Raw genomic sequence first — 12,204 nt, 5'->3', positions numbered from 1 at the left:
CGGGCGCACGGGGGTGCGGGGCCTTTAGCGTAAAAGACGCCGTTTGGCTTGCTGTTTTTTGTGCAGGTGCGAGGGGGTTCAGGCCGCCAGGCCGAGCCGTTCCATTTCCTGTGCGAATTCAAAGCACAACTGGTCTGCTTCGTCGTCGGGCAACCACTTGGCCATATTGGGAAAGACGATGCGCCAGACGCGCTGTTTCTTCTCCGGCCAAGGCACGTCGGGCGCTGCGCGGGCGGTCTCGAGAATGCCGTGCAAGCGGCGGCGCACACGATCGGGATCGGGCAGTATATCGGGCTGGCGCTGCTCTTCCATGCGCCCTTTGCCATCCCCGAACATGCTGAACTGATCGCCGGTCATTCCTGCTCGTCCGCTAATCCCAACTCGTCACGGCTGAGAGTATCCTCAAGCACATCGGCAAGCACAAGGTCGGCGCGGTCGAACCAGTGGAGAAGCTCGTGGATACGTGCCGCAACATCGCGGAATTGCTGCCAATATTCGCTGCCGGAAAGGTCGGCGCGGGCATCGGCCCAGCGCTTCAGCACGCGGTATCCGGAGACCGAGAATTCCCACACGCGCGGAGGCAGACCGTCGAACTTGCCGCTGCCGTCCGCGCAGAAGAACCACTCGCCGCCTTCTTCATGCAGGCCGACCGGGCCGGTGGCCTCGCTGCGCAGGCGGACGAAGTCCTTGCTGCGGAATTCGGCGGCCGGTTCGCGCTGGAACCCTTCGAGCGCGCGAATTTCCGCGCCGATGGCTGCGGCCTGCCTGAACAGCTCGGGATCGGCGGGAAAGGGGATATGCGGGAAGGTGTCTTCGAGGTCCTCGGCAAAGCGCACGGTGTAGCTGCTCGCCGACAGCAGCGCGAGGATGGCGTCGAACAGATCCTCCGGACTGACCGGCTCGCCATAGGCTTCGGCCAACGCGGTGAGGATGGCCGGGCTGAGATTATGCGCGTCGGGACCTTTGCGGCGGTCGTAGAGGGGGAAGGCATAGCCTCCTGTGCTCCCCTTGAACGAATGGCGGTCGGGCAGATGAGCATGCGCCCAAGTCGCGGGACCTCTATTGGTCCCATACGCCATACCCCAAAGGGCAAGATTCCTATCGTCCCACGCTGCCTGCAACTTAGGTCGTCGCCAATCAACAAAGTTGGTCGAGTTGTAGAGCTTCATTCGGCTTAGCGGGCGGTAGGCAACCTCCTTCATTAATGCCGCATCGAACGTCTCCTTATAGGCATTCGAGAACTTTTCCTTGCGCGACTGGGAATACCTTTCTCGCGCTTTGGCTATTGGGAGTGCCTGCATCTCTTCAAGGCGTTGTTTCAAGTCCTCGCTATCAAAGCCGTAGGAGATGTGATCTCTAGTCGTTTCGATACCAGAAGAGGAAAACTGGAAAACCTCCGCAACAGAAACCCAATTCCCTGTCTGGAATGGTTGAGGTCTAAGATCATCAAGCGTGCCTCGCACGACACTAACGAAGTGACGAGGTTCACCGTTTTCTAGTCGTGCCTCCAGCCAGTCCAACTTCGCCTTCTTGCTGAATTTCTCCTCTTCCCAGCTGTCGGTATAGCGCACCTCCGCCAGTTCGCCCTCGGCCTTGCTGCCGTCCGCCACCGCCACGCAGATCGCCGTTCCGACCTGAATGTTGAATACGCCCTGATCGCGCTCCACATCGCCGCGTACGCCTGCCCGCACATCACCGCGCAGATCGATGATTTCGAGCCGGTCGAAGCGCTCGCGCATCATCTTGCGCAGGCCCGCATAGGGCCAGCCGGTCAGATATTTACGGTTGGTGATGAAGGCGATCACACCCTTCTTTGGCGCATTTTCCGCCTCGAACAGTTTCCAGATCGCCCAGCGCCAGAAGGCGACGGAAAATTCGGGGAAGGTGTTAAGCTGTCCGCCCTTTCCGGCATCCTTGACCGGCTGCTTGAGGTCGGGCCAGATTTCCTCGTTCATCCAGCGCCCGACGAGCGTTTCGTCCTCGCCTTCCTCCAACCGCTTGTATGGCGGATTGCCGATGATCGCGAGGATGCGTTTGCGCGTCTTGATCTCGTTGGCGCGCTCGCGCTCCTCGTCGATGGGTACGCCGGGAATGCCCAGCCGACCCATCGGCGTAATCGCATCCGGGCGGCTGAGCGTGTCGGTCAGATAGATACCGAGCCGCGGCAATTGAACGGCTTGCGGCGCATTCTCGCCATCGTCCGCCGGGCGGTGCGACAGTGCATGGTGCAGCCGGTAATGCGCCACGGCATAGGGGCCGATCAGCAGCTCGAAGCCGAACATCCGGCCCGCCAAATCCTTCAGCGCCATGCTGGCTGCCGGACCGCCCTGTTCCTCCATCATGCGTTCGCGCACGCGTTCGGCAATGCCGAGCAGGAAGGTGCCCGTGCCGGTTGCCGGATCGAGGATCGTCACCGATGGATCGTGCAAGCCTTGGGTGGAGAGATCGTCGCGCAGCACCCGGTCGAGCGCGCCGACCATGAAGCGTACCACTTGCAGCGGCGTGTAATAGACACCGTAACGCTCGCGCGCTTCGGGATCGAAGACGCTGAGAAAATCCTCGTAGAAATAGAGGATCGGGTCGCGCCCGTCGCGGCGCGGAGCGAGGATCTTCGGATCGAAGCTGTTCACCGTGTCGCGCATCACGTCGAAGCCGATGCCGACCGAATCCATCACGCGCGGATCGCTGATCGCCTCCAGCGTGCCCTTCATCAGCGGATGCTCGTCGGGCATGTGCTGCGCGGCATCGGGGCCGACCTTGCGCTTCTCGGCCTCGGTTTCGGTATTGGCCAGATGCTCGCGCACTAGCAGCAGGCCGAATGCCAGCGTCTGCGCAAAAGCGCTGGCGAACAGTTCGTCGAAATCCTTCGCCGCATAGCCGCCCGCTTCGGGATGGGCGTAGAGCACGTTGCGATAGGTCTGGCGGACCATCATCAGCGGGTCGTTCACCTTTTTGTCCGCCTGCAAATCGGCGACGCGTTCGCGCACCGCGCTTTTCACGATCCGCGCGGAGTGGGCGAGCAATTCGGCCAGTTGCTGGGCATTGCCTGCCGCCGGCGGCTGCGCGCGGGCGAGTTGTGCCAGCAGATCGAGAAACCGCGTGGGATCGTGCGCATCGATCAGAATGTCGGCCGATTTGTCGGGCAGATCGGGATCGAGCGCTTCTGCCGGGACGATAACCGCATGCCCTTGCTGCCTGTCGCGTTCGAACAGGTAGAAGTCGGTGAAGTTCGACGTTGCCCAATGCGCCAGTTCCTGAAGGCGCTCGAACTGCCGTTTGTCGTGAGGAGTCTTCCATTTCTTCGGCTCGGCGGGCTTGGCCGGGGCCTTGAGCTCGATGAAGGCGCGGGGCAGCTCGCCATGCTTGATGAGCGCGATATCGGGGCGGCCAACCCCGGTCTTGTTGTATTCGGGCGAGACCGTGAAATCCTCGATCGCCGGAAGCGTGGGAAGGAGGTTCTCGACGAGCTGCTGAAAGGTCGGCGCCAGCCCTGTTTCGGGCGTCGCCGGATTGGCGCGCAGCTTGTCGCGCACCGATCGGGCGTATGCTTTCAGATGGTCGGTACTCACGGTGCGCTCCCCTCGTCGTGGTCTGTTCTAGCGCAGCGGAGTCGGTCCGCAAGCCGGTGATTTTCCTACATCCCCCGGCGGTGCTAGCTTCGCATCGGCTCTTTCATACCGTCGAAATCCTGCGCCTCGCGGAGCGCGGCCATCATCACACGACTTTCAGTGTTCACTCGCGTGAGTTTACGGAAATTTTCACCGCCGCGTTCAGGGTTTCTTTTCTGAAACTGAACGAATCATGCGGCCCGCCTTATCCGCTTCCGCATCATGCCTTCCTGCGCCACGCTGGCTACCAGTTCGCCATTGCGGTTGAAGATGCGGCCACGGTTGAAGCCGCGCCCGCCGCCGCTCCACGGGGCGTCGGTGGCGTAGAGCAGCCATTCGTCGGCGCGGGCCGGGCGGTGGAACCAGATGGCATGGTCGAGGCTGGCACCGACCAGCTCGCCGCGCATCCAGCTCAGGCCATGCGGCAGCGCGCTTGTGCCGAGCAGCGTATAGTCGCTGGCATAGGCAATCACCGCGCGGTGCAGCGCCGGGTCGTCCTCGATCGCGGGCAGCGGCGCGGCGGTGCGGAACCAGCTATGCGCCTTGGGTTCGCGCGGCTCGCTGTTCATCCAATGCAGCCTGTCGACCGTGCGCATTTCGATCGGGCGCGGGCGCAGCACGAGGGCGCGCTGCTGCTCGGTCATCCGGTCGCCGGCGCGCTCGACCATGGCGCGGCGCATTTCCATGTCGCTCGCCAGCTCTTCTGGCGGAGCGACCTCGGGCATGGTCACATCGTCGTGGCTCAGCCCTTCCTCGGGGCGCTGGAAGCTGGCGGTGAGGTTGAGGATCGGGCGCTGCGTGCTGTCCTCTTCCGGCTGGCTCGCCACCACCCGCCGGTTGGCGAAGCTGCGCCCGTCGAAATCGCGCGCGGTGGTGTAGTCGATGTCGACGCCTTCCTTGCCGCCGCGCAGGAAATAGGCGTGGAGCGAATGCGCCTCCAGCCCTTCGGGTGCGGTGGCCTGCGCGGCCTGCAGTGCCTGGGCGATAACCTGGCCGCCAAACACGCGGCCCACGCCGCCCGGTTGCTGCGGGGCGGTGAAGGCGTCCTCGCCGGTTCGGGTGACGGTCAGCAGGCGGATAAGGCCGGCGACAAGCTCTTCAGGTTTCTTTTTCGTACTCACCTGATGCGCTTTGCGGGTGCTTTACGTTTGCGTCAAGCGTCCACCGGTCTGCCATTGCCGGAAGGCGTAGGCGGCAAGGCCGAGCGACAGGAACAGCTCGCGATATTCAGAGCTGTCGAACATCATCAGCATCGTGGGGCCGAGGAGCAGGTGGATAAGCTGGCCGATCGCGATCCAGACGGCGAGACCGATCCACAGCGCCCGCTCGCGCGTGGCCACGGCGCTGCCGGCGAAAGCAATGCAGGCGAACAGGCCGATCCAGAAGGCCGCCTGGACGGGAAGCAGGGTCCAGTGGCTGTAGGTGAACACCAGCATCGGCGCCGAGATTGCCGCCACCGTGCGGTCGGGGAGGAGGGCGGCAAAAGGTTGGACGAATGGCCATCGCGCGGCGTCGCTTTCGCGGATAAGCGGAAGGAGCATGAGGAACAGCCCGGTACCGGAATAAAGGACCAGCTCCGTGAGATCGGTCTGGAAATTGTGCAGGTTGAACTCACCCTGCCAGTTGCGTGCCGCGACGCTTTCCGGCGTGTCGAAGCCGATCTGGCGCTGGAACCAGCTCACTTCCTCGCCGCCCATGAGCAGAAACAGAAGCGCGAAACCGGCCGCGCCGAGCAGGTGAAGGCGTCGGTATGGCAGGGCGCGATCGGCGCGCCAGAGGTTGAGGAAGCGCGCGGCCATGAAGCCGGAAGCTCCGAAAAGCAACAACGCGCTGAACCATTCGATCGCCCCGTCTTCCGCGCCTACAAGGGCATAGATGCGCGGGCTGGCGGCAAGCAGAATCGTGGCGGCAACCGTCAAAGCGACGACCAGGCGGGTGAGCCTGCGCGCACCGTGGGAAAGCGGTTCGGCGCGCAAGCCGGGACGGGCGAGGGCGAGAACCAGCGCGGCACACAGCGCAGCGGATATGCTGCGCCGCATCCAATGCCAGCCGCTGTGCAGCGGAGCTTCCTCGCGCGCGAAAGGCCAGCCGAAAGCAAGCTGCTCATACGCCATCATGCCGATCTGGAAACCGATCAGCATACCGGCGGCGAGGAGAATGGAACGGGTCGAACGTGTCACACGGGGCGCTCCCACCACGGACGCAGGGCTGCGGCGAGAAGCGCCCCGCGTACGAACAGGAGATCGACCATGTCGGGACCCGCCTTGGCGCCCATCTCGCTTTTATACCCGGCATCGCCGAGGCCCCAGCTTATCCGCTCAGTTCCGTGCGCGGCGGCGCGAGCGAAGTCCTCGTAAAGCAGGACCCTGCCGGGGCCGAATTGGGTAAAGCGTTCGTCGTAATTGTTGGCGATATAATAGCGCACGCCGCCGGCCTGAATTCCGAAGGTGAAGGCTGCCGGAACGTCTCCGATCCACATCACGCTGCCAAAGAGCATTTCGGCAAGCACGCGATCGTCGCACAGGTCTTCCCAATACCGGCGCATCGCCGGATCGCGGAACTTGGTATCGCCGCCATCGCCGAGCTTGCCCAGCCAACTCGCCGCCTCGATCCTCGCCATCGCGTCGCGGTGGTCGGCGGACCAGTCCGCACCGTTAAAAAACACCGTCCGCAGGGGACCTCCGTCATCCTCCAGCCGCCGCTTGCGCCAACGGTTCTTGCGCCGTGTCTTGGTCGAGGGCCAGCCATCGTCGGCGGCGAGCGCCGCGAGATCGAGTTCGAAGACTTTTCCGAGTGGACGGGAAAGAACCTGCCAGCCGGCCATCCGCGAAGCCCGTATCAGGGTTTCCAGCGACGCATCGCCTGTCTCGACGGGACCCAGGCGCCAGACACGGCCCAGATCGTTCTTGTGCCGGGCCAGGGCGCGGGACAGGTCCGACGCGGCTATGCGGGGGGCGACGGGGACTCCGCGAAACGGCCAGTAACAGCCGCCCACTTCGCGAAGCACGAACGGGCCCTTGCGGCGTTCCACAAGGGCGAAGGCGGCACAGGGCGAGCCCGCGTCATCGGTCGCGACGAAGCTGGTTGCCGGCGGAGCATTGCCCACCGCGAACCACCGATGGCGCAGAAAAGCGCGATCGGCCGGACCCGATTTCGCGAGGGCATCGAAGATCGCCGCTTCGCCAACACGCTGCTCGTTATGCGTCACGGACCTCTTCCGGCATAGGACTCCTAGCTTCCGAATGCCCTGCGCCAGACCCGAAACGCCAGCGATTTAGTCTGGTTGCTCGTCGGCCAACGCCCCGGCGCCGTGGGTTCGATGCCCAGTTTGCGAACGAGCCCATTGAAGCACCGTGCCCCTGCCTCGGCATAGCTCCATTCGCTGCGCCAGGTGATCGACAGCGAGATTGAGCTTTCCGGCCCGTTGCGCACGAAATGCGGCGCCATCACCGGCACGAACACCGCTTCGCCGGGGCCAATCGAATAGGGAGTGCCCGCGGCCATCATATCCTCGGTCCAGGGCAATTCGCGTGGCCCACCGAGATGATAGCTCTCATGAACCTCGTCGGGGGCGTAGCGTGTATCGCCCGCCGGAAACTGCGTCATCACCTTGCTACCCCTGAGCTGGAGCAGGATGTTGTGTTCGGGATCGAAATGATAGGGAGTGACGGCATGCGGGCTCGAGATGAAGATGAAGCCCTGCGGTGTCAGCATCTCGCCGGTCTTGGTCTCGATCGCGGGACGCAGCTCTTCGAGAAGATCCATCAAAAGCGCCCTGTATGCGGGGGCCTGTTCGATATTCTTCAGCACGGCCCAGCTTTCGCTGGTGGCGATGTGGCGGATCGTATCGCCGATGGTCATGCCGTTTCCACCGGGCTTGCCATCGATACCGATCGGCAGGTCGCCGCGATTGTATTCGATCGAGCTCTGCGGCAGTGCGGCGCCGAGTTCGGCCAGGGCGTCGAGGGTTAACCGCTCATCGTCTTGCAGATTGTGGTGCAGGACATGGGGGGTTTCGGGATAGGCGCGGCTGAAAGCCGCGCGCGATTCTTCCGGAAAAGCCGCACTTGCCTTGCGTGAGAGCACCGGATCGTGCGCAGTCATTGTCGTTTCTCCTCTCGGCGCAGTTCGATGGCCGACAAGACGGCTCCGATCGAACGACGCAGTTTTCCCCCAATTCCCACGGTCACCATCGCGATTTCGCGACGGTCGGACCAGATTTGTTCGATCATGGGATGACCGGGCGCGGCGCAGCTATCCGAAACGTCGATATCGCCGCGTTCGAGCATAGCGAGATTTTCGACTTGCAGGAGCAGGCCGGGAGACAGTTTCGCATGATTTTCGTCGAAGGCCGTCTTGAAACCGAAACTGATCGGCGGCGTCACGAAGGTACACAGCATGGCTATGGGCTTGCCATCGAGATGAAACGCCAATCGTTCCAGGCGGCCGTAACGGGCCGCTCCATGCAGACCCTCGCGAAACAGGGCTGCGGTTTCGGGCGCGCTCGAAAGCGATGATCCCCGCGCGCCCTTCCAGCCGGCGCGTTCGAGCGCGAGGAACGATTCGATCCAGTCCTCGAGCGCATCGGTGTCCGTTTGTCGGGAAAAGACGAGCTCGCCCGCTTCCTCCAGCCGCCGACGCTTACGGCTCAGTTCCTTGCGCCGCTTCTTTTCCATGGCAGCATTCATATGCTCTTGCGGCGACAACCCCTTGCACAGTGCAGCGCGTTGGACTGTCTTCACCGGTCTGAAGCAACGACCCGAACGGGCGGCCAGTTCACGAAGCGCTCCAAAAGCGGTGCCATCGGTCGGCAGATTGGCAAGATGAAAGAACAGGCTCGCGCGATGGTTCCGGTCGCACCAGTCGAGCAAATACTCCCAGAAAACGTGCGAATACCCTTCGGCCACCAGTGGTTCGCCGCAAAAACTGTTGGCGTGCAGCCAATTGGCAAGATGGGGGACGAACCGGCCGTGATAGTTCGTGCCGTACCGGATTGGCATGATACCGGCCAGCTTGCCACCGACGGCCAGAGTGGCGATGCACACGCGCCCCTGTGGATCGAACTGTTCGAGCGATGGTTTCAAAAACCAGCGCTCGCAGAAAGGGTTGGGGGTCGGCGCTGTGCACGCCAGTTCGTGCCATGCAGCCTCGGGTATCGTGTCGATGACCTCCTGCCAAGGCCGCACGGAAAATCCATCCGGCAAAGCCGGACAGGCCCTGCGGTCCACGGACAAGCCATGCCATCGGGCGTCGATGAGGTCTGCGATGCGCGTCACAAGGTCCCTTCCGTCACCCGGGCCGTATAGGGGTAAGGGGCTTAGACTCGGTTAACGCGGCAAAAACGAAAGGGCGGAGGTACCCGTCGGTCCCTCCGCCCCGTTTCGATAAGGAAGATCGGACAGATCAGCCCGCCGCAAGCGCTGCCAGAAGCAGCAGCGCAACGATGTTGGTGATCTTGATCATCGGGTTCACGGCCGGACCCGCAGTGTCCTTATAGGGATCGCCGACGGTGTCGCCGGTCACGGCAGCCTTGTGGGCTTCACTGCCCTTGCCGCCGTGATTGCCGTCTTCGATGTACTTCTTCGCATTGTCCCATGCGCCGCCCCCGGCGGTCATGGACAGGGCGACGAAGATACCGCCGATGATAACGCCGAGCAGCAATGCGCCGACCGCCGCGAAGGCCTGTTCCTGACCGGCCAGCAGGTCGATCGCGAAGTAAACCACGATCGGTGCCAGCAGCGGCAGCATCGAGGGGATGATCATCTCCTTGATGGCAGCCTTGGTCACGAGGTCGACGGTCTTTGCGTAGTTCGGCTTGCTGGTTCCGGCCATGATGCCCGGATCGGCAGCGAACTGCTCGCGCACATCGACCACGACGTCACCGGCAGCGCGGCCCACGGCGGTCATGCCCATCGCACCGAACAGATACGGGAGCAGCGCGCCGAGGAGCAGGCCAACGATCACATAGGGGTTCTCGAGGCTGAAATTGACGTTCGCATCCGGAAACAGCTTTGCCAGATCGGTCGTGTAGGCAGCGAAGAGTACCAGCGCGCCGAGCCCTGCCGAACCGATGGCATAGCCCTTTGTCACGGCCTTGGTGGTGTTGCCCACGGCGTCGAGCATGTCGGTCTTTTCACGAACGCTTTCGTCGAGACCGGCCATTTCGGCGATACCGCCGGCATTGTCAGTTACCGGGCCGTAGGCGTCGAGTGCCACGACCATGCCAGCAAGGGCCAGCATGGCAGTGGCCGCATAGGCGATGCCCATCAGGCCTGCGAGCTGGAAGGTGCCGATGATGCCCGCCACGATCACGAGAGTGGGAAGCGCGGTCGATTCAAGGCTGATGGCAAGGCCCTGGATCACATTTGTGCCGTGGCCCGTTTCCGAAGCCTTGGCGATCGAGCGCACCGGACGATAGTTCGTGCCGGTGTAATACTCGGTGATCCAGATGATCAGGCCGGTAATCGCAAGACCGATCAGCGAGCAGTAAAACAGCATGCGTCCGCTGAACTCGGTGCCCTGGATCTGCGTGGTCATGCTGCCGAGCGCATAGTCCATAACCAACCAGATTAACGGCACGGCCAGCACGGCGGTGACGATGAAGCCCTTGTACATCGCGCCCATCACATTGGTGCTGCCCTTGCCGAGCTTCACGAAATAGGTCCCGATGATACTGGTGACGATGCATGCACCGCCGATCAGAAGCGGCAGTGCCATCATCGGCATCAGAAGTTCGCCCAGTGCATCGCCGAAGAGCAGCGCGGTCAGCACCATGGTTGCACCGACAGTCACGACATAGGTTTCGAACAGGTCGGCGGCCATGCCGGCACAGTCGCCGACATTGTCGCCGACATTGTCGGCAATCACGGCCGGGTTACGCGGATCGTCTTCGGGAATGCCTGCTTCCACCTTGCCGACGAGATCGGCGCCGACGTCGGCAGCCTTGGTGAAGATACCGCCGCCCAAGCGCGCGAAGATCGAAATCAGCGAAGCGCCGAAGGCAAGACCGACGAGGCCGTAGACTACTTCGTCGCTGTCAGCGGCAAATCCTGCCGGACCCGATAGGTACCAGAAGAACACGGCCATCGAGAGCAGGGCGAGACCCGCCACGAGCATGCCGGTGATGGCGCCGGCCCGGAAAGCCAGGGTCAGGCCCTGCTGCAGCCCGCTCTGTGCGGCAGCCGCGGTACGCACATTCGAGCGCACCGAAATGTTCATCCCGATAAAGCCCGCGACGCCCGACAGGACAGCGCCGATGACGAAGCCGATTGCCGGAAAAGTGCCGAGAAACACGTAGACCAGGACTGCGACGACGACGCCGACGAAACCGATGGTGGTGTACTGGCGTTTCAGATAGGCCTGCGCGCCTTCCTGGATGGCGCCTGCGATTTCCTGCATTTTTTCATTGCCGGCGCCTGCATTGAGCACCTGGCGGCTGGTGACGAAGCCGTACACGACGGCCAGCAGTCCCAGCACGATGGCTATGAGAACTAAGTCCACGAAAAATCCCCTCCCGTTTGGTTTTTTGATTATGCGACCCGGCGCGGGAAACGCCGGAACATATCGGAAGGGGTATAAGCGGCATCTGTTACGTGACAAGGCCGAACTGCGCAGCGATCCGCGTGTGTCGATCGCCCGCCGCGCAAGCAATCAATGCCGGTAGCCGAGGCCGTCTTTGGGATCGAGAATGCGACCATCGAGCGAAAGGAACGGCTGTGCCCCTTCCACCATCCCGATCCGCGCGGCGGGCACGGGCAATTCGGCCGAGACCGGAGCCGTAAACAGGAGCTGATAATCGTCGCCCCAGCGGATGCACTCGTCGAAGCGGTCGCGGTCGGCCACGGGGATCGCCTCGCTCTCGAGTGCGAAGCCGAGCCCGCTTGCGCGCGCCATGCGCCAGCAGTCGAGCAGCAGCCCGTCCGAGACATCCATCATCGCGCCGACACGCGGTGCCAGCTTGCTTCCCGCGTTCAGGAGCGGGCGAGGGCGCCGATAGGCCAGGTCGTTGACGCTGCCCGAGTCGCGATCGGATATTCCGAGCATTGCCCGACCCAGCGCGCCCGTGACATAGATCGCCTCACCGCTGCGGGCGCCGCGCCTATCGGGTACGGGGGTATGTGTGGCTCTGCCGATTGCCGTGCAGCCCCACACGCGCCGCCCGCCGGCCCGCACCGTGTCCCCGCCGAGGAGAGGGGTGCTATACTCGTCCAGAACCTCGCGAAGGCCGGCGACGAACCGGTCGTCCCCGGTGCCGAGCATGTGCGAGACAAGCACGCCGACCGGCTCCGCACCTTTCGCCGCGAGGTCCGACAAATTCACCGCGACCAGTTTCCAGGCGATATCTGCGGGGTCTTCGTCCTCGCGAACATGGACGCCCAGAACCAGCGTGTCATGAGTGAGAACGAGCGTTTCGCCGCCAATCTCGACCACTGCGGCATCGTCTTCGAGCCCGCGCGCGGCGGGGTTGTTCGCTATCGCCTTCAACGCATCGACGAAATCCAGTTCCGCCATCACGCTATCCCGTCGCCCCGACCTCCGAGCCGGGGTCCAGCTTCCTTTGCCGATTGGCGGTTGGAAGCAAAGCAGCTTGACCCCG

General features: G+C 63.2%; 9 protein-coding genes. All 9 read right to left on the bottom strand.

The window, feature by feature from the left end:
* Nucleotides 1–78 precede the first annotated feature (78 nt).
* The gene (locus L5849_RS06105) at nt 79–357 is read right to left on the bottom strand and encodes a hypothetical protein (RefSeq protein WP_236924848.1); all 279 of its coding nucleotides are present in this window, start codon (nt 355–357) and stop codon (nt 79–81) included.
* On the bottom strand, nt 354–3,569 hold the full coding sequence (locus tag L5849_RS06100) for a type ISP restriction/modification enzyme (RefSeq protein ID WP_236924847.1): 3,216 nt from the start codon (nt 3,567–3,569) through the stop codon (nt 354–356). The genes L5849_RS06105 and L5849_RS06100 overlap by 4 nt, the downstream gene beginning before the upstream one ends.
* 230 nt (nt 3,570–3,799) lie before the next feature.
* Nucleotides 3,800–4,729, bottom strand: coding sequence for an acyl-CoA thioesterase domain-containing protein (locus L5849_RS06095; RefSeq protein ID WP_236924846.1), 930 nt, complete (start codon nt 4,727–4,729; stop codon nt 3,800–3,802).
* A 21-nt stretch (nt 4,730–4,750) separates the two neighbouring features.
* The gene (locus L5849_RS06090) at nt 4,751–5,788 is read right to left on the bottom strand and encodes a hypothetical protein (RefSeq protein ID WP_236924845.1); all 1,038 of its coding nucleotides are present in this window, start codon (nt 5,786–5,788) and stop codon (nt 4,751–4,753) included.
* A complete protein-coding gene (locus L5849_RS16120) occupies nt 5,785–6,816 on the bottom strand; it encodes a GNAT family N-acetyltransferase (protein ID WP_236924844.1) in 1,032 nt (343 codons plus the stop codon). Before L5849_RS16120 ends, L5849_RS06090 begins: the two co-directional genes overlap by 4 nt.
* 23 nt (nt 6,817–6,839) lie before the next feature.
* On the bottom strand, nt 6,840–7,712 hold the full coding sequence (locus L5849_RS06080; protein ID WP_236924843.1) for a cupin-like domain-containing protein: 873 nt from the start codon (nt 7,710–7,712) through the stop codon (nt 6,840–6,842).
* Entirely contained in the window at nt 7,709–8,794 is a 1,086-nt protein-coding gene (locus L5849_RS06075; protein WP_236924842.1) for a GNAT family N-acetyltransferase, read from the bottom strand. Before L5849_RS06075 ends, L5849_RS06080 begins: the two co-directional genes overlap by 4 nt.
* A 217-nt stretch (nt 8,795–9,011) precedes the next feature.
* Complete coding sequence (locus L5849_RS06070) at nt 9,012–11,108, bottom strand: sodium-translocating pyrophosphatase (protein WP_236924841.1); 2,097 nt, start codon at nt 11,106–11,108, stop codon at nt 9,012–9,014.
* A gap of 150 nt (nt 11,109–11,258) precedes the next feature.
* A complete protein-coding gene (thiL, locus tag L5849_RS06065; RefSeq protein WP_236924840.1) occupies nt 11,259–12,119 on the bottom strand; it encodes a thiamine-phosphate kinase in 861 nt (286 codons plus the stop codon).
* Between the last annotated feature and the right edge of the window lie 85 nt (nt 12,120–12,204).

This window comes from Erythrobacter sp. SN021 (assembly GCF_021864455.1).
This window is presented reverse-complemented; position numbering and strand designations above follow the sequence as displayed.

Excerpts from the sequence above, each read along its gene's own strand:
- L5849_RS06105 (WP_236924848.1), bottom strand. The coding sequence starts at position 357 with ATGACCGGCGATCAGTTCAGCATGTTCGGGGATGGCAAAGGGCGCATG.
- L5849_RS06080 (WP_236924843.1), bottom strand. The coding sequence starts at position 7,712 with ATGACTGCGCACGATCCGGTGCTCTCACGCAAGGCAAGTGCGGCTTTT.
- thiL (WP_236924840.1), bottom strand. The coding sequence starts at position 12,119 with ATGGCGGAACTGGATTTCGTCGATGCGTTGAAGGCGATAGCGAACAAC.